This is a genomic window from Nocardioides sp. Soil_C_8 (genome assembly GCF_057656315.1).
On record NZ_JBDGKQ010000003.1, the window covers coordinates 18,075 to 44,767 of the forward strand.

Genomic DNA, 26,693 nt, shown 5'->3' on the forward strand with positions numbered 1-26,693 from the left:
GGTCACAGGTCAGGTCGTCGGTCATCGTTCGATCTCCCGGTCCGGCAGGATGACCTCGACGTGCGCGCCGTGGGGCTCGGCGTCGGTGATGCGTACGTCGCCGCCGTGGGCGTCGGCGATCGCGCGCACGATGCTCAGCCCGAGGCCGAAGCCGTCGTCCCCGGCCCGCACGTGGCTGCGGCCGAAGCGCTCGAGCACCGCGTCACGGTCCTCGGCCGGGATCCCGTCCCCGGAGTCGCGGACCCACAGGCGGACCACGCCGTCCTCGCGGGCCGAGCCCACCGCGACGACGGCTCCGGGATCGGTGTGCTTGACCGCGTTGTCGGCGAGCTGGAGCAGTGCCTGCGTCACCCGTTGCTCGTCGAGCACTGCGCGGCCGCGCGCGACCCCGTCGAGGCTCCACTCCCGGTCGCCGAGGGCGGTGGCCTTGGCCAGCACCGACTGGGTGAGGACGGCCAGGTCCACCTCGCCGAGGACGAGGAAGTCGGGGCGGCGGCTCTTCGCCAGCAGGATGAGGTCCTGCACGAGCCTCGACATCCGGTCGACCTCGTCGAGGAGGAGCTCGCGCGTCTGGGCGAGCTCGGCCGGGTCTCCGTGCTCCAGCAGCTCCAGGTGCCCGCGCAGCACCGTGAGCGGGGTCTTCAGCTCGTGGCCGGCGTCGTCGAGGAACTGGCGCTGCGCGGCGAAGCCGGCGTCGAGCCGCTCGAGCATGCTGTTGATCGTGCGGGTGAGGGCGGTGATGTCGTCGTTGCCGCGCTCGGGGATGCGCCGCGAGAGGTCGGTGGTGGTGATCTCGCGGGCCGTGCCCTCGAGGGTGCGCAACGGCGCCAGGAGGCGGCCGGACTGGAAGCCGGCGATCGTGGTGATCAGCCCGAGCGAGAGCAGCGCGATGAGCGTGTAGGTCTGCAGCGTGGAGTCGAGCTCCTCGTGCTCGTCGCGCAGGAAGCTGACGATGACGAGCGAGCCCTCGCCCTGCGTGTTGGTGACCGGGACGAGCGTCACCCAGGTCTCGCCGAAGGTGGGTGACTCGATGACCCGGGTGCCGCCGACGCCGTCGAGGTCGGCGAGCACGTCCTGGTAGCCGGGCTCGTCGAGGACCTCCTGGCCGTAGCGGTTGACGGTGCGCTCGGGCGTCCGGCCCCGGACGTAGCCGACGAGCATCTCGTCGTCGTCCGGCACGTTGCGGGTGAGGAAGACGTTGAGGACGCGGCCGACGTCGTCGAACTCCTCGCCGGTGTTGGGGTCGATGCGCAGCGCCCGGAACTCGGCGATCTCCTGGCTGATCTGCGCGGTGACCTGGCGCTCGATGCGCGCGGACTCGAGCGCGTACACCAGCAGCCCCGCGCCGGTCATCGCCACCGCCGTGAGGACCGCGATGACGACCGTGATGCGGGTGCGGACCGAGACACGGGCGAAGCGACGACGGGCACCGTCAGTCGTCCCGCTCGTCGTCGGTGTCGTCATCGTCCGGCCCGTCGTCGTCCCACTCGTCGTCGTCATCCTCTCCGACCGGGGTCGGCTTCGGCGTCACGACCCGTGCCTCGTCGCCGCCGCGCTGGCCGTCCGGCTTCGGCGCTGGCGTGCGCGGGGACGGTCGGCGGGAGGGGGAGGCGGTCGTGTCGGCGGTCGTGTCGGCGGTCGTGTCGGTGGTCGGGGCAGGGTCGGTGGTGGGGGCGTCGCGCAGGATCACGGGACTGTGGTCGGCAGGCGGCGGTGCTCCGGGCGAGGCCAGCGACCCGGCGACGTACGCCGTCACGGGCACCACCACCGCGAGGAGGAGCAGCACCCTGGTCACCTGTCCCATGGGTCCGATGGTGGCCATCCGGCGTGGGGACACCGTGAGACGCGGATGAGAGCCTTCTTAGACTGCGTGACGCGTGCCACAGTGGGCGCATGATCGTCCCCTTCAGCGTCACCGACTTCATCGAGCGCGCTGCGGCCGTCTACGGCGAGCGCCCGGGCTTCATCGACGAGCCCGACCAGCCCGCCGCGTCGCTCGGCACCCTGACGTACGCCGAGGCGCTCGCGCTGTCGCGCCGCCAGGCGGCGAAGCTGGACGAGCTGGGGCTGGAGGTCGGCGACCGGGTCGCGATCATCAGCCACAACTCAGCGCGCCTGCTGACGTCGTTCTTCGGTGTCTGCGGCTCGGGGCGGGTGCTGGTGCCGATCAACTTCCGGCTGCGGCCCGACGAGATCGCCTACATCGTGTCCCACTCCGGCGCGCGGGTGCTCTACGTCGACCCGGAGCTGGTGGAGTCGCTGAAGGGCGTCGACGTCGAGCACACCTTCGTGCTCGGCGAGGACGCGTCGATGTTCGCCGAGCCCGGGGCCGAGCCGCGGCCCTGGGAGCCCGACGAGAACGCGACTGCCACGATCAACTACACGTCGGGCACGACGGCGCGGCCCAAGGGCGTCCAGCTCACCCACCGGAATCTCTGGACCAACGCGGTGACCTTCGGCCTCCACGCCGGGGTGTGCGACCGCGACGTGTACCTCCACACGCTGCCGATGTTCCACGCCAACGGCTGGGGGATGCCCTTCGCGATGACCGGCCTCGGCGTCCCGCAGGTCGTGCTCCGCAAGGTCGACGGCGCCGAGATCCTGCGCCGGGTCGAGCAGCACGGCGTGACGGTGATGTGCGCGGCGCCGGCCGTCGCGGCGGCGGTGCTGGAGGCCGCCCAGGACTGGGAGGGCGAGATCCCCGGCCGCGACCGCGTGCGGATCATCATGGCCGGCGCGCCGCCGCCGACGAAGACCGTCGTCCGGGTCGAGGAGGAGCTCGGCTGGGAGTTCGTGCAGATCTACGGCCTCACGGAGACCTCGCCGCTGCTGACCGTGAACCGCAGCCGCGCCGAGTGGGACGACCTGCCCGCGGAGGAGCGGGCTGCCCGGCTCGTGCGCGCCGGCGCGCCCGCCATCGGCGTACGCCTGCGCACCGACGCCGAGGGCGAGGTGCTGGCGCGGTCCAACGTGATCCTCGAGGGCTACTGGGAGCGGCCGGACGAGACCGAGAAGGCGCTCGTGGACGGGTGGTTCCACACCGGTGACGGTGGGGTGATCGGTGACGACGGCTACCTCACGATCAGCGACCGCAAGAAGGACGTCATCATCACCGGCGGCGAGAACGTCTCCTCGATCGAGGTCGAGGACGTGCTCTTCTCCCACCCGGCCGTGGCGGAGGTCGCGGTCATCGGCGTGCCCAGCGACAAGTGGGGCGAGACCATCAAGGCGCTCGTGGTGCTGGCCGAGGGCGCGAGCGCGGACAGCCAGGACATGGAGGCCGAGCTCATCGCCTGGTGCAAGGAGCGGGCCGCGGGCTACAAGGCGCCGACCTCGATCGAGTTCCGCGACGAGCTGGCGCGCACGGCGACCGGCAAGCTGCAGAAGTTCAAGCTGCGCCAGCCCTACTGGGAGGGGCAGGAGCGGCAGGTCAACTAGCCAGGTCAACTAGCCTGCGCGCATGCCGAGCCTCGCCGACGTCGTCGACCTGCTGCACTCCTGGTACCCGCCCGCGACGGCCGACTCGTGGGACGCCGTCGGCCTGGTGGCCGGGGACCCGTCGGCCGAGGTGGCGCGCGTGATGTTCGCCGTCGACCCGACGGTCGAGGTGGCACGCGAGGCAGTGGAGTGGGGCGCCGACCTGCTGGTCGTGCACCACCCGCTGTTCCTCACGCCCGTCAGCTCGGTCGCCGCTGACACGCCCAAGGGGCGCACCCTGCACACGCTGACCGCCGGTGGCTGTGCGCTGCTCGCGGCCCACACCAACGCCGACCAGGCGGTCTCCGGGGTCTCGGAGTCGCTCGCGCTGGCGCTGGGGCTCACCGACCTCGCACCCATCCGACCGGCACCGGCCGGACCGCTCGACAAGGTCGTGGTCTTCGTGCCCGTCGACGCCGCGGACGCCGTCCGGGTGGCGATGACCGAGGCGGGCGCGGGACGGCTGGGGGACTACGACTCGTGCACGTGGACCGCCGCGGGCGAGGGGCGCTTCCGCCCGCTACCCGGCGCCTCGCCGGCGATCGGTGCCGTCGGCGACCTCGAGGTGGTCGAGGAGGTGCGCGTCGAGGCGGTGGTGCCGCGCGGTCGACGTACGGCGGTGGTGCGGGCGCTGCTGGCAGCACACCCGTACGAGGAGCCGGCCTTCGACGTGGTCCCGCTCGCCGACCCGGGGCTCGCGACGACCGGCACCGGCCGGCGCGGCACGGTGGAGGAGACGACGCTCCAGGACTTCGCCGCGCGGGTCGCGGAGGCGCTGCCGGGGACCGCGCACGGCGTACGCGTCGCCGGTGACCCGCAGCGGCCGGTGCGGAGGGTCGCGGTGTGCGGCGGGGCGGGCGACTTCCTGCTCGACGAGCTCGCCCACAGCGACGTCGACGTCTACGTCACGAGCGACCTCCGGCACCACCGGGCGGCCGAGTTCCTCGAGCAGGACGGGCCGGCGCTGGTCGACGTCGCGCACTGGGCGGCCGAGTGGACCTGGCTGCCGGCGGTGGAGGGTCGGCTGCGCCGGGAGATGGGCGATAGGGTCGAGACCCGGGTCAGCACGAGGTGCACCGACCCGTGGACGTTCCGCCACTGATCCCCCGAATGTCGAAGCAGGAGAGCCGTTGAAGGCCGATCCCACCCACCAGCTCGCACTCCTCGACGTCGCCGAGCTCGACTCCCGCGCCGCGCAGCTGCGACACCAGCGCAGCCACCTGCCGGAGCTGGCCGAGATCAGCGCCCTGGAGGCCGAGCGCACCGCGCTCACCGACCAGGTGCGCGACGCGCGCATCGTCGTCGACGACCTCACCGTCGAGCAGACGAAGGCCGACCGCGAGGTCGAGCAGGTCAAGACCCGCCGCGAGCGTGACCGCACCCGCATGGACAGCGGGCAGATCACGAACCCCAAGGACCTCGAGCGGATGCAGCACGAGCTCGTCTCTCTCGAGCGCCGGATCTCGACGCTCGAGGACGCCGAGCTCGAGGTGATGGAGAAGCTCGAGGAGGCCCAGCAGGTGCTCGACGGCCTCGGCATCCGCGCCGACGACATCGACGCGCGGCTGGCCGAGCTGGTCGCGGCGCGCGACGAGAAGCGGGTGGAGATCGACCGCACCCTCGACGAGGTGTCGGCCTCCCGTGGGCCGGCGACCGAGGGCATGCCCGATGACCTGATGGCGCTCTACGAGCGGCTGCGCGAGCAGAAGGGCATCGGGGCCGCGCTGCTCCGGGCCCGCCAGTGCGGCGGCTGCAACATGACCCTCGACGCGTCCGAGCTCTCGCGGATCCGCTCCGCCCCGGCCGACGAGGTCATCCGCTGCGAGGAGTGCCAGCGCATCCTGGTGCGCACCGACGAGTCCGGCCTCTGAGGAGCTGACGCGTCGTGCGGTTCATCGACGCGGAGCTCGTCGCGGAGCGCAGTCGTACGTCGCTGCGTGCCCGGGTGGCCCGGCTGCGGTCCAAGGGCTGGGTGATCGGCCAGTGCGCGGTCGCCGCCGGCATCGCGTGGTGGCTGGCGGCCGACGTGTTCGACCACCGGCTCCCGTTCTTCGCGCCGATCGCGGCCGTGGTGTCGCTCGGGATGTCCTACGGCCAGCGCCAGCGCCGGGTCGCGGAGGTCACCGTCGGCGTGGCCCTCGGCGTCTTCCTGGGTGACGCGGCCACCCACCTGATCGGCTCGGGCGGGTGGCAGATCACGCTGATCGTGGCGGCCGGGATGTCGATCGCCCTGCTGCTCGACGCCGCGCAGATCATCGTCATCCAGGCCGCCGTCCAGGGGATCGTCGTCGCCGCCCTGGCGCCCGCCCCGGGCGACGCCTTCCTCCGCTGGACCGACGCGATCATCGGCGGATCGGTCGCGCTCGTGGCGGCCACCGTCGTGCCGCGCGCCCCGCTGCGCAAGCCCCGCGACCAGGCGGCAGTGGTGGTGCGCAAGATCGCCGAGCTGCTGCGCTCGTCCGCCGACCGCCTCGGCGACGGTGACGTCGAGAAGGCGCTGGCGGTGCTGCGCGACGCCCGGTCCACCGACTCGCTCATCGCCGAGCTGCGCGCGGCGTCGTCGGAGGGGCTGTCGGTGGTCAGCTCCTCACCGTTCCGCCGCCGGCACGGCGAGCACCAGCGCCAGCTGGCCGAGCTCGTCGAGCCGCTCGACGTGGCCCTGCGCAACACCCGCGTCGTCGTGCGCCGGGTCGCCGTGGCGTCCTACCGCCGCGAGCCCGTGCCGGCGTCGTACGCCGCCCTGCTGCGCGACCTGGCGGTCCTCTCCGACCGGGTGGCCGACGAGCTGGTGGCCGACCGGATGGCGGTGGCGGTCATCGAGGACCTCATCGCCCTCGGCCGCGCCACCGCGCAGGTCGAGCACAGCGACGACCTGTCCGCCGAGGTGATCCTGGCGCAGGTGCGCTCGATCGTCGCCGACATGCTCGCGCTCTGCGGGATGGACCCGCTCGAGGCGACCGACATGATCCCGCTGCGCTAGGTCTCCGCTCAAACCTCCGTCACCACGACGTCGAGCTGGGTGCCCTTCGCGGTCGGCTCGCCGACCTCGACGGTCCAGCCGAGCCGGGTGAGGGTGTCGGCGAGCGCCCTCGGGGTGCGAGGGTTGGCGCCGTCCTCGAGCAGGGCGCGGACGATGCGGCCCTTGGTGGCCTTGTTGAAGTGGCTCACGACCGACCGCTTGCCGGCCGACTCGTGGAGCACGCGCACGGTCGCGACGCGGCGGGCCAGCGAGGCGTCGGGCCGCCAGAATGCGGCGTACGTCCCGGAGCGGAGGTCGACGAGCAGGCCCGGGCCGACCGCCTCGGTGACGGCCGCACCGAGGACCTCGCGCCACGCGCCGGCGACTGATCCGGTGCCCGGCAGGGTGGCGTCGCCGGACAGCCGGTAGGCAGGGATCCGGTCGCCGGGCCGGGCGATGCCGAACAGCGAGCTGGTGATGGCCACCCATGCCGTCGCCCGGCGACGGGCCGCGGGGGAGAGGGTGTCGAAGCCGAGGGCGTCGTAGAGCACGCCGGTGTAGATCGCGTCGGCGCGCGCGGTGGGGGCGTCCTCGAGGTCGGCGTTGCGCCGCACCAGGTCGCGCTGGGCCGGGCCGAGGCCCAGCACGGCGGCGGCCTTGTCCGGGTCGTCGGTGCACAGGCGCACCAGCGAGTCGAGGAGCGCCTCCCGGGTCGCGGTGAGGGAGGGCGACGACAGCGAGCCGAGGTCGAGGGCCTTGCCGCGACGGGGAGCGGTCTTGCCCTCGCTGGGCGGCAGCAGGATCAGCACGGGCGCAAGCGTAGGCAGCGCGTGCCGGGATCTCCCGGCCAGGGTCGCGGGTCTCGGTACGTCCCGTCGCGACGTCGTGCCTCGCTCGCGGGGACACTCGACCTCCCTCCCCACGTCGTGCGCGACTTCGTCGCTCCCGACTAGGGTCGGGACATGCCCAGCAACCGTGTGGTGAAGGTCCGCTCCAGCGGGGACAGCGTGACGGCACAGGAGATGCGCGACGGCATCGCCGCGATCCAGGCGGAGCTCGACGTCACTGCGACGTTCCCCGAGGCGGTCGAACGGGCCGCGGCCGAGGCGGCCGCTGCGCCCCGGTTGCCGGAGCTCGACCGCACGGACATCCCGTTCGTCACCATCGACCCCGAGTCGGCCCGCGACCTCGACCAGGCGATGCACATCGAGCGCTCGGGCAACGGCTACGTCGTGCACTACGCCATCGCCGACGTCGCGGCGTTCGTCACCCCGGGCGACCCTGTGGACGTCGAGGCCAACCGCCGCGGCGAGACGCTCTACGGCGCCGACTCCAAGATCCCGCTGCACCCGACGGTGCTGAGCGAGGGCGCCGCGTCGCTGCTGCCCGACGAGGTGCGTCCGGCGCTGCTGTGGACCATCGAGGTCGACGAGACGGGCGAGGGCACCGACGTCGTGGTCGAGCGGGCGCTGGTCCGCTCGCGCGCCAAGCTGTCGTACGAGGGCGTGCAGGCCGACCTCGACGCGGGGAGGGCCGACGAGCTCATCGGCCTGCTCGAGGAGGTCGGCGAGCTGCGCCTCGCCCGCGAGGCGGCCCGCGGCGGCGTGTCGCTGCCGCTGCCCGAGCAGGAGCTCGTCGAGTCCGGCGACGGGCACTGGGAGCTGGAGTTCCGGAGGCTCACGCCGGTGGAGACCTGGAACGCCCAGATCTCCCTCCTCACCGGGATGGGCGCCGCCTCGCTGATGGTCTACGCCCGCGTCGGCATCCTGCGCACCCTGCCGCCGGCGGCCCCTCACGACGTGCAGCGCCTCCACCGCACGGCACGCGCCCTCGGCATCTCGTGGCCGGCCGAGCAGCTCTACCCCGACTTCGTCCGCACGCTCGACCCGTCGAAGCCGACCCACGCGGCGATGATCGTCGCGTGCACCCGCCTGCTGCGTGGTGCCGGATACGTCGTCTTCAACGGTGAGCTCCCCGAGCAGGCCCAGCACTCCGCTCTCGCCTCGGAGTACGCCCACGTCACCGCCCCGCTGCGCCGCCTCGCCGACCGCTACGCCGGGGAGATCTGCGTCGCGCTGTGCGCCGGCACCGACGTGCCGTCGTGGGTCGTCGAGGCGATGGCCGGGCTGCCCGACACGATGACCGAGTCGGGGCGCCGGGCCAACCGCTACGAGAACGCCGTGGTGGACCTCTGCGAGGCCGAGCTGCTCCACGCCCGGGTGGGCGAGCGCTTCCCCGCCGTGGTCGTGGACCTCGACGAGAAGAGCAGGCAGAAGGGCGACATCACGATCCAGGACCCGGCCATCGAGGCCCGGGTGACGAGCGACTCCGACCTCCCCCTCGGCGAGGAGGTCACCGTCGAGCTGGCGAGCGCCGACCCGAGGACGCGCAAGGTGGAGTTCCGGCTGGTCTGACGTGGCTCCACGGTGACCCGCAGCGGTTGCCCGAGCACCATGCAGGCAGTTCGCCGGGACAGCAGCCGCGCTGAGCGTGGGCAAGCCTGATGACGGCCTGAACTGCCTGCATGGTGTCCGTCCGTTCGCGGTCAGGTGAACCGGGCGGAGGGCGCGCTCGTACGCCTGGGGGAGGAGGTGTCCCGTGATCGGAGTGCGGCGTGGCCTGGCCGGCTGCCTCGTCGGGGTGGTGGCGCTGCTCGCGGTGCTGCGGGTCGGGCCTGTCGGCTGGGGCGTGGCAGTGGCGTGCGCGCTCGTGCTGGCGGTCGCGGCCGGTCGCCGGGCGACGGTCGACGGGGTCACCGCCTTCGGGCCGGCGGACCTCGTCACGCTGACCCGCGCGACGCTCGCCTGCGGGGTCGCCGGGATGGTGGCCGAGGCCCTCACCGGCCGCGAGCAGGTCGGGACGCTCGTGGCGATCACCGTGGTCGCGCTGGTGCTCGACCTCGTCGACGGCCGCGTCGCGCGGCGCACCGGCACCGCGTCGGCGTACGGCGCCCGTCTCGACGGGGAGGCCGACGCCTTCCTGATCCTCGTGCTCAGCGTCCTCGTGGCCCGCGACCACGGTGCGTGGGTGCTCGGGCTCGGCCTGGTCCGCTATGCGTACGCCGTGGCGGTCCGCTTCCTGCCGTGGATGCGTCGGCCGTTGCCACCGCGCTACTGGCGCAAGGTGGTGGCGGCCTACGTCGGCATCGCCCTGACGGTCGCGGCGTCGGGCCTCGCGCCGGCAGCGACGACGTACGCCGCGCTGGTGGTCGCGGCCCTGCTGCTCGCCGAGTCGTTCGGACGGGACGTGGTGTGGGAGTGGCGACGGCGACTGAACCGGGCGGGTGCCGCGGACGTACTCCCTGCAAAGGTCCTCGAACACGGCAGGTGAGACTCATGCGCGTCATCGCAGCGACAGCGGTCCTCGTCTCGGCGGCGGTGCACCTCTACCTCTGGCTCGACTTCGCCAGGGACGACGCCTTCCTCGGGCCGTCGTTCATGCTCAACGCGGTCGCCGGTGCGGTTATCGCGGTGCTGCTGCTCGCGTGGCGGCACTGGGTGCCGGCGTTCCTGGCGCTCGGCTTCGGGGCCAGCACGCTGCTGGCCTTCGTGCTCGCCACGACGGTCGGCCTGTTCGGCGTCACCGCCAACTGGACCGGCTGGGCCGTGTGGGTCGCGGCCGCGGCCGAGGTCGTCGCGATCGTCGCGGGGGCGCGGCTCCTCGCCGCGGACAACCCGCTCGCTTCACGCGTCAAGTCGTAGGACCACCCGGCCGTCCATCGTCCGCACCTCCACGCGGGCGATGTCGCCGCGGCGGACGGAGGTCGCGGCCGGGACCTCCATCGTGGTGCCGCTCACCGACGTCCAGCTGCCGACCTGCTCGGAGCGGCCGTCGGCGGCGGTGACCCACATGACGTAGTCCACCTTCTCGGGCAGCTCCACCGGGATCGAGTCCTTGTCGTAGGTGCAGATCAGCAGCATCCGGGTGCCCCACGCGACCCGCTCGAGGCCGATGCTGGCCTCGATCGGCACGTCACCCAGCGGGGCCATCGCGCGCGTCTCGAGACCGTTCCCGCTGTCCGGCGACGCAGGGGTCTGCGGCGAGGACGTGCTCGTGCCCGGCCCGGACACCGGCGCCTCGGCACGGTGGAGGACCGCCGGGACGGCGAGCGCGACGACGGCCGCCGCCGCGGCAGCGAGCCCGGCGACGACCAGGACGCGACGGCGGCTGCGGACCTCGACCGCTCGCGTGAGCGAGGGCAGCAGGGTCGCCGGGAGGGGAGGGTCCGCAGGCGGGTCCGCGAGGACTGCGGGGTCGACGAGGTCGAGCAGGCCGGGCATCCCGGCGAACGAGCGGACCGATCGCGAGCACTCGTCGCAGGTGTCGAGGTGCCGCTCGAAGTCGAGCCGTTCGGCAGGGCTGAGGGCACCGAGCACGTAGGCCGCGTCGTCGTGCGCGTGGGGGCAGGTGGTCGGCGTGCTCATGCGGACACCCCCATCTCCTCCAGCGCGAGCTTGAGCGCCCGCAGGGCGTAGTGGGTGCGGGACTTCACGGTGCCGGGCGGGACGCCGAGGCGGCGCGCCACCTCGGCGACGGGGCGACCGCGGTAGTAGCACTCGAGCAGCACGGTGCGGTGGTCCTCGGACAGGTGGGTGAGCGCCTCCGCGACGACCCACGACAGCAGCAGCTGGTCGTCGGCGTCGTCCTCGCTCGACCGGCGCTGCTCGGGGACCTCGTCGACGGGTGTCTCGGGACGGGCCTGCCGGGCGCGCCAGTCGTCGATGACGATGTTGCGGGCTACGGTGAAGAGCCAGGAGCGGACGGCCGCCGGCGGGCTGTGCAGGATCGTCCCGTGGCGCCAGGCACGCAGCAGCGTCTCCTGGGTGACGTCCTCGGCGCGGCCGCGGTCGTTGCCGACCAGGCGCAGGCAGAAGCGCCAGAGCACGTCGGCGTGCTCGTCGTGCACCTGCTGCATCAGCGCGACCTCGTCCTTCGGCATCCCGCCCTCCTGCACGGGAGGACGACGCCGCCGTCCGGATGGTTCAACGCGTGGCCGCCCGTGCCGTCACAGTGTGGCCCCCGGGGCCGTACGTGCGGAGGAGCTCGTCGCGGAACGCATCCATCCGCCACACCGGGGCGCCGTCCGAGGGCCGCATCCCGGGGTCCCAACCCCAGTCCGACCCTCGCGGGCCGAGGGCGTCCATGACCGCCGGGTCCTTGGCGATCACCGTGACAGGCACGTCGTGGCCGGGGTCGCTGCCCGACGCACCGGACACGATGGTGGCCGGCTGGTGGTCCCCGAGCAGCACCACCACAAGGTCGTCGTCGTCGTACGCCGAGAGGAACGACACGACGGACTGCAGGGAGTAGACGATCGAGTCGGCGTACGCCGCCCGCACCCGGTCGGCGTCGGGCCAGATGTCGGCCTCGGAGGGCAGCGTCTCGGGCATCCCGTCGTAGACACTCCCGTCGCCGACGGACGTCTGCGGCAGCAGGTCGGGAGTCCGGGACCACGGCGCGTGGCTGCTGATGAGGTCGATCTCGGCCATCACCGGCCGCCGGTGGGCGGGCGCGAGCTCGGCCTGCTGGAACGCGTCGAGGGTGAACTGGTCGGGCATCGTCGGGTAGCCGAAGCGCGGACCGCGGTAGCCGACGTTGCGGGAGTCGTAGACGTGGTCGAAGCCGTAGAACGCACCCTGCGGCCAGTCGCGGTCGTTGGCCGGGACCGATGCGACGGTCCGCCACCCGGCGCGGCCGAACAGGCTGGACAGGGTCTCGCGGTCGGTGGTGACGAGGTGGTCGTACCGCTGCTGGCTGTCGACCCACAGCCCGGACTGGAGGGTGGCGTGCGCGAGCCAGCTGATCGCGCCGAAGGTGGGGGAGGTGAGCCAGGCGCTGCGCGTCCGGTAGCCGTGGCGCTCGAGCCGCCGGGTGCCGTCGTCGAGCGTGGCCACCACGCCGGGGGATAGGCCGGGGTCGTCGAGCGCGACACGTCCGTAGCTCTCGACGAACACCACCAGCACGTCCTTGCCGCGCAGCCCCGTGAGGAGGTCGGCGGCCGGCGTCGCGCGGGCGGGGTCGTCGGCCGCGGCGCGGGCGAACTCGCGCTGGTCGCGCAGCTGGGACGGCACCCGCGCCACCTGTGCGAAGGCGTACGACGCCGCGGCGTCGGAGGCGACCGGGACCGTGCCGGCGCGGACGCCGAGCAGGCTGAGGACCAGCCAGACCGGGAGCAGCACCGCGACCGCCCGCGCGGCGGCCGGTCGGTGGCGGACGGCGACCCGGCACACGCGGAGCAGGGCGAGCGGGACCACGAGGAGCGCGCCGAGCAGCACGACGCCGGCGACCACCAGCAGCACGACGCCGAGCACACCCGGGGCGGAGCCGCGGACGGTGTCGACGAGGTCGCCCGCGTAGCGCCAGTCGATCATCGGGTCGAATGGCCGGTTGAGGGCCTGGCCGAAGCCGAGGTCGAGCAGCTTGAACACCGCGAGCACGCCGAGCAGCAGGCCGGCCGCAGCCAGGACGAGGCCGCGGACGCGCCGCGCGCGGTCGGGCAGGGCGAGCAGGAGGGCGAGGAGGACGACCAGCTCGACCGGCAGTCGCAGGAACGCGCTCGGCGCCATCTCGTCGAGCCGGTCGGGGGCCGTCAGGACCACCAGCACCAGCCCCAGCGCGAGCAGCGTCAGAGCGGTCGCGGCGCGACCACGCCACCGTTGAACCGTCGGCACCTCTGCTCCGTTCACCCCGGTTACGAGCACGTCGTCGAGGGATACGGGACCGGCGTCGTCGTGGTTCACCGGTGAGGAGGAGCGGATGCGGTCACGGGCCTTCTGGCTCCGCGAGCCGGGGGCGGGCGAGATCCGTGACGTCGCCCTGCCCACGCCCCGCCCGGACGACGTGGTGGTTCGCACGCTCCGGTCGGCGGTGAGTCGCGGGACCGAGAGCCTCGTCTTCGGCGGTCGGGTGCCCGCGAGCCAGCACGACGCGATGCGGGCGCCGTTCCAGGACGGCGACTTCCCCGCGCCGGTGAAGTACGGCTACCTCAACGTCGGCCGGGTCGAGGGGGGCCCGGCCGACCTCCTCGGCCGGGCGGTCTTCTGCCTCCACCCGCACCAGACGGCGTACGTCGTCCCGGCCGGGGCGGTCGTGCCGGTCCCCGACGGCGTGCCGGTCGAACGAGCCGTGCTCGCCGGCATCGTCGAGACGGCGGTCAACGCGCTCTGGGACGCGCCGCCCCTGGTCGGTGACCGGATCGCCGTGGTGGGAGCCGGTGTCCTCGGGTGCAGCGTGGCGCGGCTGGCGGCACGGGTGCCCGGCACCTCGGTGACCCTCGTCGACGTCGACGCCTCGCGTGCCCCGGTGGCCGCCGCGCTCGGCGTGGACTTCGCGCTGCCCGACGACGCGCCGCCCGGCTGCGACCTCGTCGTGCACACCAGCGCGACGTCGGCGGGGCTGCAGCGCAGCCTCGACCTGCTCGCGAGCGAGGGAACGGTGCTGGAGCTCAGCTGGTACGGCGACGAGCCGACGACCGTGTTGCTCGGCGGCAGCTTCCACTCCGGACGGCTGTCGTTGCGGGCCAGCCAGGTGGGCAGGGTGGCGCCCGCGCGGCGCGACCGTCGTACGACCGCGCAGCGACTCGCGCTGGCGCTCGACCTGCTCCGCGACGACGCCTTCGACTGCCTGCTGACCGGCGAGTCGCCCTTCGAGGACCTGCCCGAGGTGATGCCGCGGCTGGTGTCCCGCGAGCTGCCGGCGCTGTGCCACTCCGTCACCTACCCGGCGGCTGCGGAGCAGGTCGAGCAGGTTGAGGAGGAGGTCGCGTGTTCGGCGTGACGGTCCGCGACCACATGATGGTGGCGCACAGCTTCCGCGGCGAGGTCTTCGGGCCGGCGCAGGCGCTGCACGGGGCGACGTTCGTGGTGGACGCGACCTTCCGGGGCGAGGAGCTCGGCGCCGACGGCATCCTCGTCGACATCGGCCGGGCGGCGGCGCTGCTCGCTGAGGTCGTCGGGACGCTGTCCTACCGCAACCTCGACGAGGAGCCGGCCTTCGTCGGCACCAACACCACCACCGAGGTGCTCGCCCGGCACGTGGCCGACCGCCTGGCCGAGCGGGTCGCCGCCGGCGACCTGGGGCCGGCCGACCACGTCGACCGGCTGCTCGTCACGCTGCAGGAGTCGCACGTGGCGTCCGCGAGCTACGAGAGGTCGCTGTGACGGCCGGGGTCCTGCACGTTGTCGTGCCGCGCGGCGTCGACGACCCGCGCCGGCCGAGCGGCGGCAACACCTACGACCGCCGCGTCTGCGCGGCGCTGCACGACCTCGGGTGGCAGGTCGAGGTCCACCAGGTCGAGGGTGGCTGGCCGTGGGCGCCGGCTCTGGGGCACCGGGGCCTTCGACGGGCCCTGGGCGGGATCCCGGACGGGTCGGTCGTGCTCGTCGACGCGCTCCTCGCCTCCCGGCTTCCCGAGGTGGTGGTGCCGGCGTGCGCGCGGCTGCGGGTCGTGCTGCTGGTGCACCTGCCGGCCGGCGTGGACGACGTGCTGGCCCGGCTCGCCGAGCGGCGGGTGGTCGCGGCCGTGTCGTCGGTGGTCACGACGAGCGCCTGGTGCCGGGAGTGGCTGGTGCAGCACTACGACGTCGCGCCGGGCGCCGTCCACGTGGCGCACCCCGGCGTCGACCCGGCTCCCGTCTCCACGGGGTCGGCCGAGGGGACGAACCTGCTCTCCGTCGGGACGATCAGCCCGGTCAAGGGGCAGGACCAGCTGCTGGCGGCGCTCGCCGACGTCCGCGACCTGACGTGGCACTGCACCTGCGCGGGCGCCGACTCCGTCGACCTCGACTTCGCGGACCTGGTGCTCAAGACGAGTGCCGAGATGGGGCTCGCGGGACGGTTCGTGCTCGCCGGCGCGCTCACGGGGGACGCGCTCGAGGTGGCGTACGCCGGTGCGGACCTGCTGGTGCTGCCGAGCCGTGCGGAGACCTACGGCATGGTGGTGGCCGACGCGCTGGCCCACGGCGTGCCGGTGGTGGCGACCGACGTCGGCGGGGTGCGCGAGGCGCTGGGGGAGGTGCCGGGACGCGGGATGCCGGGGATCCTGGTCCGGCCGGGCGACCCCGGCGCACTGACCGCGGCGCTGCGCTGGTGGCTGACGGACCGGGGGCTGCGCGAGGAGCTCCGCGCGCGTGCGGTGGAGCAGCGCGGCCAGCTGGCGGGGTGGCCCGTCACGGCGGCGCGCGTCGCCGCGGTCGTGGGGGAGGGCCCGGCGTGAGGCGGGAATGGCGTTGGCTGGCGGGTGGGGCGATCCTCGCGGTGGTCGTCTGGCAGGTCGGCAGCGCCGCCGTCCTCGACGGCCTGCGGTCGCTCGACGTGCCCGTGCTCCTGCTCGGGGCATCGATCGCGGTGGTGACCACGGTCGCGTGCGCGTGGCGCTGGCACCTCGTGGCGCGCGAGCTCGGGGTGGAGATCGCGCTGCCGGCTGCCGTGGCGGCCTGCTACCGCGCGCAGCTCCTCAACACGGTCCTGCCGGGCGGGGTGCTGGGCGACGTGCACCGAGGGGTGGTGCACGGTCGCTCGCAGGGGGAGACCGGGCGCGCATTGCGTGCCGTCGGCTGGGAGCGGGCGTCCGGGCAGGCCGTGCAAGCGGTCGTCGCGGTGCTCGTCCTGGGGTTCCTGCCGACGCCCGTGCGCCCGGTGCTCCCCTGGGTGCTGGCCGGCCTCGTGGTGGTCGCCGCCGGCGCGGCGCTGGCCGTCCGGTCGGCGCGGGGTGACGGCTGGTGGAGCCGGCTGGCGCGCACGGCCCGCGACGACGTACGCCTCGCCCTGCTCGTGCGACGGTCGTGGCCCGGCGTGCTCGTCGCCTCGCTGGTGGCGCTCGCCGGCTACGTGGCGACGTACGTCGTCGCCGCTCGCGCGGTCGGCGTGGACGCGTCCGTCCGGACGCTGCTCCCGCTGGTGCTCGTCGTGCTGGTGGCCGCCGGGCTGCCCCTCAACCTGGCCGGCTGGGGACCGCGGGAGGGGATGGCGGCGTGGGCGTTCGCCACGGCGGGGCTCGGCGCCGCGACCGGAGTGGCGACGGCGGTGGCCTACGGCGCGATGGTCCTCGTCGCGAACCTTCCCGGGCTGGTCGTGGTGGTGGCGTCGGGCCGGCGGACGACCGCTCCCTCGGCGGCCGGGGGGAGGGTCCGTGCCTGAGCGTCCCTACACGATCCTGAGCTGCAGCATCTCGCTCGACGGCTACCTCGGCGGGGCCACCCGCGAGCGGCTGGTGCTGTCGAACGACGCCGACCTGTGTCGCGTCGACCGGGTGCGGTCGGAGTGCGACGCGATCCTCGTCGGTGCCGGCACGGTGCGCGACGACAACCCGCGCCTGCTGGTGCGCGACCCCGCGCTGCGCGAGCGTCGGCGCGCACAGGGGATGGCGGAGTCGCCGACGAAGGTGACGATGACCCGGCACGCACGGCTCGACGCCGACAGCAACTTCTTCGCGACGGGCGACGGCGAGAAGATCGTCTACTGCGCCACCCCGTCGTTGCGCACGGCCCGGAGCCGGCTGGCGCACGTCGCGACGGTCGTCGACGGCGGCCCGGACGTCGAGGTGGCGCGGCTCAGCGCGGACCTCCACGACCGCGGCGTGCGACGGCTGATGGTCGAGGGCGGGGGACGCGTGCACACCCAGTTCCTCACCTCGGCGGCCGCCGACGAGCTGCACCTCGTCGTCGCCCCGTTCTTCGTCGGCAGCTCGCAGGCCCGGAGGTTCGTCGGCGACGGCGCCTTCCCCTGGAACCCCGGCCACCGCGCGCGGCTCGCCGGGACCCAGCAGATCGGCGACGTGGTCCTGCTGCGCTACGCCCTCTCGCCCCGCTTCGAGGAGTCCGCATGAGCGTCGAACCCGTCCGCGGCTCCGTCCCCGCCGCGTCCGTGCGGCGTGCGGTGGACCTGCCGCTGCGCCTGGCGGACGGCACCTCGGTGCCCGCCCGGCTGACCACCTTCCACGGGCTGGTCGACGGTCGCGAGCACGTGGCGGTCGGGCTGGGGAGCCGTGCGCACGACGACGCCCGCCCCGTCGGCGTACCCCTCGTGCGGCTGCACAGCGAGTGCCTCACCGGCGACGTGCTGGGCAGCGCGCGCTGCGACTGCGGGCCCCAGCTGGAGGAGGCGATCCGCCGGGTGGGCCGGGCCGGCGGCTACCTGCTCTACCTCCGCCAGGAGGGACGCGACATCGGGCTCTACAACAAGATCGACGCGTACGCCCTCCAGGACGGTGGGCTCGACACCTACGAGGCCAACCGGGCGCTCGGCTTCGCCGACGACGCGCGCGACTACACCGTGGCGGTGCAGATGCTGCAGGCGCTCGGCGTCGACCGGCTCGACCTGCTCTCGAACAACCCGGACAAGGCGGACCAGCTCGAGGAGGCCGGTATCAGCGTCGGGCGCAGGGTGCCGACCGGCCTCCACGTCAGCCCGGTCAACCTCGGCTACCTCGCGACCAAGGCCGCAGGTGGTCACGTGCTCCACCTGCCGGGGTCGTGACCGACGGGTCGGTCTCTAGGGGATGTGCACCTGGACGGTGTCGACCGTCATGTACGGGACGCCGAGCGTGATCCACGTGTAGACCTTGAAGCTGGTGCCGTTCGTTCCCGTCAGCGGCCGGCCCTGCGGATCCGTGATCGTGGACAGCGCCTCGACGCGGCCCACGACGCCGAAGAGGTACTCGCGCCCGGCCTGCACGAGGAAGCGCTTGCGGAATGGGCGTGGGGTGAAGAGCGAGCCCGGCAGCTTCGCGCGCTCGGGTCCGAAGCTCTGGTCGCGGGTCACGCCCGCGATCGGCAGCACGGCGTGGTCGAGCAGGTCGAACCCACCGGGGATCACCTGCCAGGAAGCCAGCACCACGCTCGCTCGCAGCGTGACGTGACCTGCGGAGAGGGTGGGGTAGTAGTCGAGCACCGCGGTGAGCATGCCGTCCTTGACGTTCACCATCGGTTCGAAGTCCACGGTGCCGAGGGTGAAGGTCGGGGAGTAGAGGATCCCGATACCCGCCTCCGAGCGGGTGTCGTCGCCGGGCGAGGTCCACGGCACGATCGTGTACGCGAACATGTCGCCGGACTGCGCCGACGCCCAGTCCGGCCGTGTCGTGCTTCCCACCGCCGGCCACGCCAGGGCGTACCGCTGCCGGTCGGGAGGTGGAACCATCCAGTGGTCGCGATAGTCGGCGTCCCTGGGGATGTAGAGCGACGCCGGCCACCGGAACCGGTCGAGGTCGATGTCGAGGTCGAGCGTGGGCTTCACGCGGAAGGCGTCCGACCACGTGACATCGGTCCAGACGTCCCAGATGCGGTCCGCCAGGTGACCGCCGCGTGTGGGAAGGACCTCGGCGACCTCGGAGTCGAGTCCGCTCGACCGGAGCGCGTCCTCGACGTGGGTCATCGCGTGGGTGGACGGCGGGGCCGAGTCCGGCAGCTCGAGAAGTGCTGGGTCGACCTCCTCGGTCTGGGGGAGGTGCTGCGATTCATCCATGGCCGTGCTCCTCACTCGGGGCTGCACCAGGATGCGGCGCGAACGCGGCCCCACAGTCGAGGGATAGCGCACCCGCTGGGCACGTACAAGGTGGGCTAGGCGGCTCGGTGCGACCGCACCGGGAGGTAGAGAAGGGCGGTCAGAGCGACCGCGATCGCTGAGACCAGCGGGGCCGTGATCGCGAGCACTGACGAACCGAGCACCAGGACGGCGAGCGTGGCGGCGGCGTCGGCCGCCGCGCCGCGGGTGGTGGAGTGTCGCTCGCTCACCTGCTCACTGTGGCCGGGAGACCGGCGCCCGCGCCTCCCACGCTCACCTCAGATCGGACGGAGGTTTCCCCCAGCCCGGGGTCACGGGGAGTCGAAGTAGCGGGACGTGCCGTCGTGGGCGCGTGCACCGTCGGCCACCCACTGCTCGAGTGCGGGCCGGTCCCGCTTCCACACCTCGTCGAGGAGGTGCTGTCGGGTGATGACGAGGTCCAGGCGCCGGGTCGGGTCCGTGGCACCCACGAGCACGCGCGACGTGTGGCACCAGGCGTGCTGCAGCTCGGCATCGCTGAAGTGCCTGATGCCCACGAGCTCGGGAGGCACGGGTGGACCTCCGCGGGCCGGTGCGTCCGGTGCCCGCACGGCGAGGCGCGCGATCCGCTGTCGTACGGGCGGAGAGGTCGCGGCCAGCCCGGCGAGCAGCAGCAGCCCCAAGGCAGGGTGCAGCGACACGGCCAGGCTGACGCAGCACACGATGGTCACCGCACAGGCCGAGGTCCGGACGATCGACATGCACGTCGCGCGGGAGCGGGGCACCGCAGCGGCGTCGGCGGAGCGGGCGAAGTGCGCGAACGTCACGACGAACAGGGCCAGCATCACGAGCGACACCACCAGCGTCGGCCCCTGGAGGAGGACGACGGCGCCGACTCCGGGTGCGCCCAGCCCGATCACGCGGTGCATCCACGCTGACCAACGTTGCATGCCCCTGTCGGTACCCACCGCGCCGCGCACTACGCGCCGCCCGGCCGGCCGGTCGGACAGGACGGACGACCGCGGTCACGCCCGCGGCGGCGTGGTCCGCTCGTCCAGCTCCGCGAGGAAGTCCCGAGCCTCGTCAGTGGCAGGATCGGCGGGGTCCGCGCGCCGCACCGCCCCCCGCAGGATCTTCGCCGCCTGCTCCGGGTCGTCCTTGCTGTCGGCCAGCACGATGGCGTTGAGCAGGGCCTCGCGCAGCGGCGACGGCTCCGCCGCCGGGTCCGCGGGGCCGTCCCGGAAGAACCGGATCCAGTTGCCCGCGGGGTCGACCAGGCTGAACCCCGACACGCCTCCGACGTTCTTGCGGGGCCGCGGGCGCGTGATCCGGGGGAAGCCCGACACCGGGAGCTTCCCGTACCGCGCCCGGAGGCCGGCCGCGAAGGTCTCGAACATCGCCCCGGTGTCGTCGACCAGCACGCCGCAGGTGCTGTGCGAGTGCTCGGGCACGTGGCCGTCGAGCCCGTAGTACTGGATCGGAAACCCGTGACCTTCCAGCGCGACGAACGGGTTGGGCCTGGTCTGCCGGTAGGTGACGGTGAAGCCGAGCGCGGTGAGGAAGTCCGCGACCTCGTCGATGTCGGCGCAGGGCAGCATCGGGATGACCGTGGGCGGCATGCCCCAGCGTCCCACAGCGGTGCGTCAGGAGTGGCGTACGACGACGCGGCCGCCGTCGACCTCCCACCGCTGGTGCAGCCGGACGTTCTCCAGCAGGCGGCGGTCGTGCGAGACCAGCAGCAGCGCGCCGTCGTACGACTCCAGCGCCTGCTCGAGCTGCTCGATGGCCGGCAGGTCGAGGTGGTTGGTGGGCTCGTCGAGGACGAGCAGGTTCACCCCGCGCGCCTGGAGCAGCGCCATCGCCGCGCGGGTCCGTTCGCCGGGGGAGAGACGACCGACCGTGCTGGTGACCTGGTCGGCCTTGAGGCCGAACTTCGCCAGCAGCGTGCGCACCTCAGCCTGCGTCAGCTCGGGCACGACGGCCTCGAAGGCGGCGCCGAGCGGCAGGTCGTCGGCCAGACCGGTGCGGGCCTGGTCGATCACGCCGACGGCGACCGAGGCGCCCAGCGAGGCGGTGCCGGAGTCGGGATCGGTGCGACCCAGCAACAGGCGCAGGAGCGTGGTCTTGCCCGCCCCGTTGGGGCCGGTGATGCCGATCCGGTCGCCGGCGTCGACCTGCACGGAGACGGGACCGAGGGTGAAGTCGCCGAGCGTCCGGGTCGCTGCGTTGAGGGTCGCCACGACCGCGCTCGAGCGCGGTGCTGCAGCGATGTCGAACTGCAGGACCCACTCCTTGCGCGGCTCCTCGACCTCCTCGAGGCGCGCGATGCGCGACTCCATCTGCCGGACCTTCTGCGCCTGCTTCTCCGACGACTCGGTGGCAGCCCGGCGCCGGATCTTGTCGTTGTCGGGGTTCTTCCGCATCGCGTTGCGCACCCCTTGCGAGCTCCACTCCCGCTGGGTGCGCGCCCGCTTCACGAGGTCGGCGCGGGTCTCGGCGTACTGCTCGTAGGCCTCGCGGGCGTGGCGCCGGGCCACGGCGCGCTCCTCGAGGAAGGCGTCGTAGCCGCCGTCGTAGACGGTGACCTGGCCCTGGGCCAGGTCCAGCTCGACGATCCGGGTGACGCAGCGCGCGAGGAACTCCCGGTCGTGCGACACCAGCACGACACCACCGCGCAGGCCGCGCACGAACGCCTCCAGGCGCGCCAGCCCGTCGAGGTCGAGGTCGTTGGTGGGCTCGTCGAGCAGGACGACGTCGAAGCGGCTGAGCAGCAGCGCGGCGAGCGCGACCCGCGCGGCCTGGCCGCCCGACAGCGCGGTCATCAGGGCGTCGGGGCCTACCGCGATGCCCAGGTCGGCCAGCACCGGAGCGATCCGGTCCTCGAGGTCGGTCGCCCCGCTCGCGAGCCACCGGTCGTACGCGACCGCGTAGGCGTCGTCCGCTCCCGGCTCTCCCGTGCCGAGCGCCGCGGCGGCAGCCTCCATCGCCGTGGTCGCCTCGGCTGCACCCGTGCGCCGGGCGAGGTAGTGCGCGACCGTCTCCCCGGGCACCCGCTCGTGCTCCTGCGGCAGCCAGCCGACGAAGGCGTCCCGCGGCGCGCAGTCGACGGATCCCGACATCGGCGGCACCAGCCCGCTCAGGAGGGACAGGAGCGTCGACTTCCCGGCGCCGTTGGCGCCGACCACGCCGATCACGTCACCCGGGGCGACCGTGAGGTCGAGCCCTTCGAAGAGCACGCGGTGGCCGTGCCCGCCGGAGAGGTCCTTCGCGACGAGGGTGGCGTTCACGCGACGGAGCCTAGCTACGCCGGACGTAGGCTCTCGACATGGACCTGATCCTGATCCTGGTCGTCCTCGCCGTGCTCGGCGCCGTCGCGGTCGGTGCGTCGCGCCGCACCAGGGCACGTGAGCTGACCCGGCGGGAGGACGAGCTCGCCCCGGTGCGGAAGCTGGCCTTCGAGGACATCACGGCCTTCGGTGAGGACCTGCAGCAGCTCGACCTGGAGATGACCGGCCACGAGCTCGACGCCGGCGCCACGGCCGACTACCAACGAGCGCTCGACGCCTACGAGTCCGCCAAGACGGCCGGTGACTCGATCACCGGTCCCGACGACATCCGGCACGTGACGGCCATCGTCGAGGACGGCCGCTACGCCGTCGCCTGCGTGCGCGCCCGCGTCGCCGGCGAGCCGTTGCCGACCCGGCGTCCGCCCTGCTTCTTCGATCCCCGTCACGGCCCCTCGGTGGCCGACGTCCCCTTCGTCCCGCCGGACGGTGTCGACCGGGACGTGCCTGCCTGCGCCCTCGACGTCGAGCGCGTCCGCGCCGGCGCCGAGCCCGACGTGCGCAAGGTGATGGTGGGACCGCAGCGAGTGCCGTACTGGCAGGGCGGTCGCGCCTACGAGCCCTACGCGATGGGTTACTTCAGTGCCTTCGGCCCGATGACCTGGATGTTCATGGGCGGCATGATGTTCGGCGACCTCGGCGGCGGCTACGACGGGGGCGACGGCGGCGACGGCGGTGACGGCGGTGACGGGGGAGACGGCGGCGGCTTCGACGGGGGAGGCGACGGTGGTGGCTTCGACGGCGGCTTCGACGGTGGCGGCTTCGACATGGGCTTCTGAGCCACCGCGAGCTCGTCCATACCAGGGTTGACCGCGGCTCCCGGTCGGGCCTTTCATGGCGATGGTCGGTACTGCCCCCGGCCACTGCGACCGCTCGTGAGATGAGGAGTCGTCGTGAGCGAACCTCCCGCCCGCTCCCAGCACTCGACGGACCCCGACGGACCCGACCCGGGTCGCTGGTAGGCGCTGGCCGTCCTGGCGGCCGCCCAGCTCATGATCATCCTGGACGCCTCGATCGTGAACATCGCCCTGCCGTCGGCGCAGGCCGAGCTCGACATCAGCAACGCGGACCGGCAGTGGATGGTCACGGCCTACACCCTCGCCTTCGGTGCCCTGCTCCTGCTGGGTGGCCGGATCGCCGACTACACCGGCCGCAAGCGCACCTTCGTCATCGGCCTCCTCGGGTTCGCCGGTGCGTCCGCGCTCGGTGGGTTCGCACCCAACCAGGAGCTGCTGTTCGCCGCCCGCGCCCTCCAGGGTGCCTTCGCCGCGTTGATGGCGCCCGCGTCCTTGTCCATCGTGACGGTGACGTTCACCGAGCCGAGGGAGCGGGCCAAGGCGTTCGGGGTGTTCGGAGCCCTCGCCGGCGGCGGGGCTGCGATCGGACTGATCGTCGGTGGTGTGCTCACGGAGTACGCCTCGTGGCGCTGGTGCCTCGGGGTCAACGTGCCCGTGGCCCTGGTCGTCGCTGCCGCGGCCGTGCCTCTGGTCCGCGAGAGCAAGGCTCCCGGTGACACCAGGTACGACGTCCCGGGCCTGCTGCTGGCGACCGGCGGCCTGTTCTGCCTCGTCTACGGCTTCACCGAGGCCGCGCGTGCGGAGAATCCCGACGACCCCACGTCGACGGAGGTGCAGGGCTGGACCGACCCGCTCACGCTGACCTTCCTGGTCGTGGCGGTAGTGCTGCTGGTCGCGTTCGTGCTGTGGGAGCAACGGGCCCGCAACCCGCTGCTGCCGCTGCGCGTCGTCCTGGACCGCAATCGTGGCGGGTCGTTCCTGGTGTTCCTGCTGGTGGGGGCCGGGCTCTTCGCCATGTTCCTGTTCCTGACCTACTACTTCCAGGTCAACCTCGGCTACACCCCGCTCGAGGCCGGCTTCGCGTTCCTGCCGTTCAGCCTCGGCATCATCCTGGCCGCGGGGGGTGTGGCGCAGCTGCTCCCTCGACTCGGCCCGCGGGCGCTGATGGTCCCCGGGCTCACGATGGCCGTCGTCGGGATGCTCCTGCTGACCCGGATCGACCAGGACTCGTCGTACTGGGCGCTGGTCTTCCCCGCGATGGTGATCATGTCGGTCGGACTGGCCGGGGTGTTCATCCCCGCTGCGAGCACGTCGCTGGTCGGGGTCGGCAGCCACGACGCCGGCGTCGCCTCCGCCGTGCTCAACACCTCGCAGCAGATCGGCGGGTCGCTGGGCACCGCTCTCCTGAACACGATCTTCGCCGGAGCCGTGACCGCGTACTTCACCGACCACCCACCGGCGAGCCCAGAGGAGGGCCAGCAGCTCCTGCCGCTGGCGTTCATCCACGGCTACCAGGTGGCGTTCTACTGGGGCGCGGCCCTCTTCGCGGTGGCCCTGCTCGTGTCGGCGGTCCTCATCAACGCCCAGAAGGAGGACATCCCCTCCGACGCGGCCGGCGTGCCCGATCCCGCCACCTGACGCGGGTACGTCAGCACGTACGCGACATGTCGTCAGTCCAGCCGGTAGGGGCTGGACCCGGGCACCCACGTGACCGTGTGCGCGGCTGCGTAGGCCTCGACCGCGGTCCGGATGGTCGGGTAGAAGCGGTCGTCGCTGAGGGTCGCGACCTCGTAGCTCCTGACCTTGGCCTGCACGGCGTCCTTCAGCTCGGCGAAGACCAGCCGCGTCCCGGCCTCGATGAGGTCGGTATCGAGGTCGGCGAGCATGTCGGCCGCGGTGGTGTCGACGTCGGTGATCGGCTCGGCCGCGACGATGATCCACACGGGCCGGGGCTCGATGGCGGCGAGACGGCGCACCTGGTTGCGGAACGTGCGCGCGTTCGCGAAGAGCAGGGGTGCGTCGAACCGGTAGATCGCGAGACCGGGCAGGTGCTCGGTGGTCTCGCGGTAGGCGGTGTCGTGGTAGCCGCGCACGCCGCCCGAGCGGCCGAGGATCGCCTGGTGGGGCCACCAGACCCGGCGGAAGACGTTGAGGATCGAGAGACCGACGGCCGCGGCGATGCCGTACAGCACCCCCAGGAGGGCGACGCTCAGGAAGGCGACCAGGGCGAGGACGAAGTCGGAGCGGCGCTGGCGCCGGAGCCGACGCAGCCCGGCGATGTCGGCGAGGGACAGCGATGCGGCGATGACGACGGCAGCGAGCGCCGGCTGGGGGAGGTTGCGCAGCAGGCCGGGCACGGCGACGAGCACGGTGACGATCGCTGCCGCACCCACCAGGCCGGTGACCTGCGTCCGGGCGCCGCTCTGGAACGCGACCGCGGTCCGCGATCCGCTGGTGCTGACGGGGAAGCCCTGGAAGAAGCCTGCGGCGATGCTGGCCGCGCCCACCCCGATCATCTCGCGGTCCCCGTCGAGCTCCTCCCCGGTCTTGTCGGCGAACACGGACGCGGTCGAGATGGTGTCGGTGAGGGAGACGAGCGAGATGCCGAGCGCGCCGGCGAACAGGAGGCCGAGGTCGCCGATGGGCAGCGTGGGGAGGGTCAGTGGCGGGAAGCCCGAGGGGAGCTCTCCGACCAGGTCGACCCCCCGGTCAGCGAGGTCGAACGCGGTGACGGCGACGATCGCCAGGACGACGGCGGCGAGCACGGCCGGGAAGACCGGCCACAGGCGCTGGAGCCCGACGATGAGGGCCAGGCACGCCGCCCCGACCGCCAGCGAGGCTCCGACCGTGGCCCCGTCGGCGACCGCCTCGGCGAACGCGATCGCCTCACCGATCAGGCCGTCCGCATCGACAGAGAACCCGAACAGCTTGGGCAGCTGGCTGACGAGGATCGTGAGCGCGAGGCCGTTCATGTACCCGATCTGCGTCGGCCTGGACAGGAGGTCGGCGATGAAGCCGAGCTTGAAGACGCCGGCGAGGACGGTGATCGCGCCCACCATGAGGGCGAGAACGGAGGCGTAGGCGACGGCGGCCTCCGCGTCTCCCTCTGCTGCCACCAGCGGGAGGACGACGGCAGCGATCATCGGGCCGAGCGAGGAGTCCGGGCCGAGGACGAGCACCCGTGACGGACCGAACAGCGCGTAGCCGAGCAGCGCGAGGATGGTCGTGTAGAGGCCGGTGATGGCCGGCAGGCCCGCCAGCTCGGCGTACGCCATCCCCTGCGGGACCAGCAGCGTGGTGAGCACGAGACCCGCCACCAGGTCCTTGCCGAAGAGTGCCGGCCGGTACGACCGCAGCATCGCCAGCCCCGGCACCGTGCGTGACAGGGCGGCGAGACGAGAGGTCGCTTCCGCAGCCACTGCCGCTCCTCTCGGTCGGCGTCCCCGTCCGGGACGGGCCGGTTCGTCACCCCGAGGACACCAGAACCGGAGGTGGGTCGCACCGCCTGAACCGGGTGACTTCCGTCGGTCGTCGCAGGAGACCCCCGCCCGGTCGTCACCGGTTCGCGGGAAAAGCACGCCTGGTCGGCCCGGCGCGGTCAGCGGCGCACGAGGCTGGAGCGGCCCGCGCAGGAGCTGG

27 protein-coding genes are annotated in these 26,693 nt (G+C 73.2%); 15 read left to right on the forward strand and 12 right to left on the reverse strand.

What is annotated here, in order from left to right; translation table 11 throughout:
- Window positions 1-21 precede the first annotated feature (21 nt).
- Window positions 22-1,464, reverse strand: coding sequence for a sensor histidine kinase (locus AC3A3L_RS13730; protein ID WP_487640599.1), 1,443 nt, complete (start codon window positions 1,462-1,464; stop codon window positions 22-24).
- Entirely contained in the window at window positions 1,433-1,804 is a 372-nt protein-coding gene (locus AC3A3L_RS13735; protein ID WP_487640600.1) for a hypothetical protein, read from the reverse strand. The genes AC3A3L_RS13730 and AC3A3L_RS13735 overlap by 32 nt, the downstream gene beginning before the upstream one ends.
- Window positions 1,805-1,893: 89 nt before the next feature.
- On the opposite strand from AC3A3L_RS13735, the gene AC3A3L_RS13740 reads away from it, so the two are divergent.
- From AC3A3L_RS13740 to AC3A3L_RS13755, 4 genes are read left to right on the forward strand one after another with little or no spacing between them, the layout of a single operon-like run.
- Window positions 1,894-3,438, forward strand: a complete 1,545-nt coding sequence (locus tag AC3A3L_RS13740) for an AMP-binding protein (protein WP_487640601.1) — start codon at window positions 1,894-1,896, stop codon at window positions 3,436-3,438.
- A gap of 22 nt (window positions 3,439-3,460) precedes the next feature.
- Window positions 3,461-4,579 (forward strand): Nif3-like dinuclear metal center hexameric protein, encoded by a 1,119-nt coding sequence (locus AC3A3L_RS13745; RefSeq protein WP_487640602.1) that lies wholly within the window; start codon window positions 3,461-3,463, stop codon window positions 4,577-4,579.
- 28 nt (window positions 4,580-4,607) lie between these two features.
- On the forward strand, window positions 4,608-5,348 hold the full coding sequence (locus AC3A3L_RS13750) for a zinc ribbon domain-containing protein (RefSeq protein ID WP_487640603.1): 741 nt from the start codon (window positions 4,608-4,610) through the stop codon (window positions 5,346-5,348).
- A 14-nt stretch (window positions 5,349-5,362) separates the two neighbouring features.
- Entirely contained in the window at window positions 5,363-6,457 is a 1,095-nt protein-coding gene (locus AC3A3L_RS13755) for an FUSC family protein (protein ID WP_487640604.1), read from the forward strand.
- An 8-nt stretch (window positions 6,458-6,465) separates the two neighbouring features.
- On the opposite strand, the gene yaaA is transcribed toward AC3A3L_RS13755, so the two are convergent.
- Complete coding sequence (gene yaaA / locus AC3A3L_RS13760; RefSeq protein WP_487640605.1) at window positions 6,466-7,245, reverse strand: peroxide stress protein YaaA; 780 nt, start codon at window positions 7,243-7,245, stop codon at window positions 6,466-6,468.
- Window positions 7,246-7,398: 153 nt separating this feature from the next.
- Here yaaA and AC3A3L_RS13765 point away from each other — a divergent pair, with 153 nt between their 5' ends.
- The 3 genes from AC3A3L_RS13765 (at window position 7,399) to AC3A3L_RS13775 (ending at window position 10,137) form a co-directional block, all read left to right on the forward strand.
- Window positions 7,399-8,850 carry an RNB domain-containing ribonuclease gene (locus AC3A3L_RS13765; RefSeq protein ID WP_487640606.1) on the forward strand — a complete coding sequence of 484 codons (1,452 nt, stop codon included), beginning with the start codon at window positions 7,399-7,401 and terminating at the stop codon, window positions 8,848-8,850.
- A 184-nt stretch (window positions 8,851-9,034) separates the two neighbouring features.
- Entirely contained in the window at window positions 9,035-9,766 is a 732-nt protein-coding gene (locus AC3A3L_RS13770) for a CDP-alcohol phosphatidyltransferase family protein (protein ID WP_487640607.1), read from the forward strand.
- 5 nt (window positions 9,767-9,771) lie between these two features.
- Entirely contained in the window at window positions 9,772-10,137 is a 366-nt protein-coding gene (locus AC3A3L_RS13775) for a hypothetical protein (RefSeq protein ID WP_487640608.1), read from the forward strand.
- On the opposite strand, the gene AC3A3L_RS13780 is transcribed toward AC3A3L_RS13775, so the two are convergent.
- From AC3A3L_RS13780 to AC3A3L_RS13790, 3 genes are read right to left on the reverse strand one after another with little or no spacing between them, the layout of a single operon-like run.
- Window positions 10,120-10,860, reverse strand: a complete 741-nt coding sequence (locus tag AC3A3L_RS13780) for an anti-sigma factor family protein (RefSeq protein ID WP_487640609.1) — start codon at window positions 10,858-10,860, stop codon at window positions 10,120-10,122. The two genes, AC3A3L_RS13775 and AC3A3L_RS13780, sit on opposite strands and share 18 nt — an antisense overlap.
- Entirely contained in the window at window positions 10,857-11,375 is a 519-nt protein-coding gene (locus AC3A3L_RS13785) for a sigma-70 family RNA polymerase sigma factor (RefSeq protein ID WP_487640610.1), read from the reverse strand. Before AC3A3L_RS13785 ends, AC3A3L_RS13780 begins: the two co-directional genes overlap by 4 nt.
- 43 nt (window positions 11,376-11,418) lie before the next feature.
- Window positions 11,419-13,107 carry an alkaline phosphatase family protein gene (locus AC3A3L_RS13790; RefSeq protein ID WP_487640611.1) on the reverse strand — a complete coding sequence of 563 codons (1,689 nt, stop codon included), beginning with the start codon at window positions 13,105-13,107 and terminating at the stop codon, window positions 11,419-11,421.
- 85 nt (window positions 13,108-13,192) lie between these two features.
- On the opposite strand from AC3A3L_RS13790, the gene AC3A3L_RS13795 reads away from it, so the two are divergent.
- Genes AC3A3L_RS13795 through AC3A3L_RS13820 form a run of 6 tightly spaced genes read left to right on the forward strand, consistent with a single transcriptional unit; the run spans window position 13,193 to window position 17,911 of the window.
- Window positions 13,193-14,212, forward strand: coding sequence for a zinc-dependent alcohol dehydrogenase (locus AC3A3L_RS13795; RefSeq protein ID WP_487640612.1), 1,020 nt, complete (start codon window positions 13,193-13,195; stop codon window positions 14,210-14,212).
- Entirely contained in the window at window positions 14,200-14,595 is a 396-nt protein-coding gene (locus AC3A3L_RS13800; RefSeq protein WP_487640613.1) for a 6-pyruvoyl trahydropterin synthase family protein, read from the forward strand. The genes AC3A3L_RS13795 and AC3A3L_RS13800 overlap by 13 nt, the downstream gene beginning before the upstream one ends.
- Window positions 14,592-15,650, forward strand: a complete 1,059-nt coding sequence (locus AC3A3L_RS13805; protein ID WP_487640614.1) for a glycosyltransferase family 4 protein — start codon at window positions 14,592-14,594, stop codon at window positions 15,648-15,650. The genes AC3A3L_RS13800 and AC3A3L_RS13805 overlap by 4 nt, the downstream gene beginning before the upstream one ends.
- A complete protein-coding gene (locus tag AC3A3L_RS13810) occupies window positions 15,647-16,573 on the forward strand; it encodes a lysylphosphatidylglycerol synthase transmembrane domain-containing protein (protein WP_487640615.1) in 927 nt (308 codons plus the stop codon). Before AC3A3L_RS13805 ends, AC3A3L_RS13810 begins: the two co-directional genes overlap by 4 nt.
- On the forward strand, window positions 16,566-17,261 hold the full coding sequence (locus AC3A3L_RS13815; protein WP_487640616.1) for a RibD family protein: 696 nt from the start codon (window positions 16,566-16,568) through the stop codon (window positions 17,259-17,261). Before AC3A3L_RS13810 ends, AC3A3L_RS13815 begins: the two co-directional genes overlap by 8 nt.
- Window positions 17,258-17,911 carry a GTP cyclohydrolase II gene (locus tag AC3A3L_RS13820; RefSeq protein WP_487640617.1) on the forward strand — a complete coding sequence of 218 codons (654 nt, stop codon included), beginning with the start codon at window positions 17,258-17,260 and terminating at the stop codon, window positions 17,909-17,911. Before AC3A3L_RS13815 ends, AC3A3L_RS13820 begins: the two co-directional genes overlap by 4 nt.
- Window positions 17,912-17,926: 15 nt before the next feature.
- On the opposite strand, the gene AC3A3L_RS13825 is transcribed toward AC3A3L_RS13820, so the two are convergent.
- The 5 genes from AC3A3L_RS13825 to AC3A3L_RS13845 form a co-directional block, all read right to left on the reverse strand.
- The gene (locus tag AC3A3L_RS13825) at window positions 17,927-18,895 is read right to left on the reverse strand and encodes a hypothetical protein (RefSeq protein WP_487640618.1); all 969 of its coding nucleotides are present in this window, start codon (window positions 18,893-18,895) and stop codon (window positions 17,927-17,929) included.
- Window positions 18,896-18,990: 95 nt separating this feature from the next.
- Window positions 18,991-19,164, reverse strand: coding sequence for a hypothetical protein (locus tag AC3A3L_RS13830; RefSeq protein WP_487640619.1), 174 nt, complete (start codon window positions 19,162-19,164; stop codon window positions 18,991-18,993).
- 81 nt (window positions 19,165-19,245) lie between these two features.
- Window positions 19,246-19,863: a hypothetical protein gene (locus AC3A3L_RS13835; RefSeq protein ID WP_487640620.1), complete on the reverse strand. Its 618-nt coding sequence runs from the start codon at window positions 19,861-19,863 to the stop codon at window positions 19,246-19,248.
- 75 nt (window positions 19,864-19,938) lie between these two features.
- A complete protein-coding gene (locus AC3A3L_RS13840; RefSeq protein WP_487640621.1) occupies window positions 19,939-20,532 on the reverse strand; it encodes a VOC family protein in 594 nt (197 codons plus the stop codon).
- Window positions 20,533-20,556: 24 nt separating this feature from the next.
- A complete protein-coding gene (locus tag AC3A3L_RS13845) occupies window positions 20,557-22,200 on the reverse strand; it encodes an ABC-F family ATP-binding cassette domain-containing protein (RefSeq protein ID WP_487640622.1) in 1,644 nt (547 codons plus the stop codon).
- A gap of 38 nt (window positions 22,201-22,238) precedes the next feature.
- Here AC3A3L_RS13845 and AC3A3L_RS13850 point away from each other — a divergent pair, with 38 nt between their 5' ends.
- A complete protein-coding gene (locus AC3A3L_RS13850) occupies window positions 22,239-23,036 on the forward strand; it encodes a hypothetical protein (RefSeq protein WP_487640623.1) in 798 nt (265 codons plus the stop codon).
- Window positions 23,037-23,231: 195 nt separating this feature from the next.
- Window positions 23,232-24,692: an MFS transporter gene (locus tag AC3A3L_RS13855; RefSeq protein WP_487641193.1), complete on the forward strand. Its 1,461-nt coding sequence runs from the start codon at window positions 23,232-23,234 to the stop codon at window positions 24,690-24,692.
- Between the two features lie 32 nt (window positions 24,693-24,724).
- On the opposite strand, the gene AC3A3L_RS13860 is transcribed toward AC3A3L_RS13855, so the two are convergent.
- Complete coding sequence (locus AC3A3L_RS13860) at window positions 24,725-26,473, reverse strand: SulP family inorganic anion transporter (protein WP_487640624.1); 1,749 nt, start codon at window positions 26,471-26,473, stop codon at window positions 24,725-24,727.
- Window positions 26,474-26,693: the final 220 nt, after the last annotated feature.

Bases quoted from the DNA above. Each gene is read 5' to 3' on its own strand.
- AC3A3L_RS13795 (WP_487640612.1), top strand. From the start codon at position 13,193: ATGCGGTCACGGGCCTTCTGGCTCCGCGAGCCGGGGGCGGGCGAGATC.
- AC3A3L_RS13780 (WP_487640609.1), bottom strand. From the start codon at position 10,860: ATGAGCACGCCGACCACCTGCCCCCACGCGCACGACGACGCGGCCTAC.
- AC3A3L_RS13740 (WP_487640601.1), top strand. From the start codon at position 1,894: ATGATCGTCCCCTTCAGCGTCACCGACTTCATCGAGCGCGCTGCGGCC.
- AC3A3L_RS13850 (WP_487640623.1), top strand. From the start codon at position 22,239: ATGGACCTGATCCTGATCCTGGTCGTCCTCGCCGTGCTCGGCGCCGTC.
- AC3A3L_RS13775 (WP_487640608.1), top strand. From the start codon at position 9,772: ATGCGCGTCATCGCAGCGACAGCGGTCCTCGTCTCGGCGGCGGTGCAC.
- AC3A3L_RS13730 (WP_487640599.1), bottom strand. From the start codon at position 1,464: ATGACGACACCGACGACGAGCGGGACGACTGACGGTGCCCGTCGTCGC.
- AC3A3L_RS13820 (WP_487640617.1), top strand. From the start codon at position 17,258: ATGAGCGTCGAACCCGTCCGCGGCTCCGTCCCCGCCGCGTCCGTGCGG.
- AC3A3L_RS13840 (WP_487640621.1), bottom strand. From the start codon at position 20,532: ATGCCGCCCACGGTCATCCCGATGCTGCCCTGCGCCGACATCGACGAG.
- AC3A3L_RS13835 (WP_487640620.1), bottom strand. From the start codon at position 19,863: ATGCAACGTTGGTCAGCGTGGATGCACCGCGTGATCGGGCTGGGCGCA.
- AC3A3L_RS13825 (WP_487640618.1), bottom strand. From the start codon at position 18,895: ATGGATGAATCGCAGCACCTCCCCCAGACCGAGGAGGTCGACCCAGCA.
- AC3A3L_RS13785 (WP_487640610.1), bottom strand. From the start codon at position 11,375: ATGCCGAAGGACGAGGTCGCGCTGATGCAGCAGGTGCACGACGAGCAC.
- AC3A3L_RS13735 (WP_487640600.1), bottom strand. From the start codon at position 1,804: ATGGGACAGGTGACCAGGGTGCTGCTCCTCCTCGCGGTGGTGGTGCCC.
- AC3A3L_RS13745 (WP_487640602.1), top strand. From the start codon at position 3,461: ATGCCGAGCCTCGCCGACGTCGTCGACCTGCTGCACTCCTGGTACCCG.
- AC3A3L_RS13765 (WP_487640606.1), top strand. From the start codon at position 7,399: ATGCCCAGCAACCGTGTGGTGAAGGTCCGCTCCAGCGGGGACAGCGTG.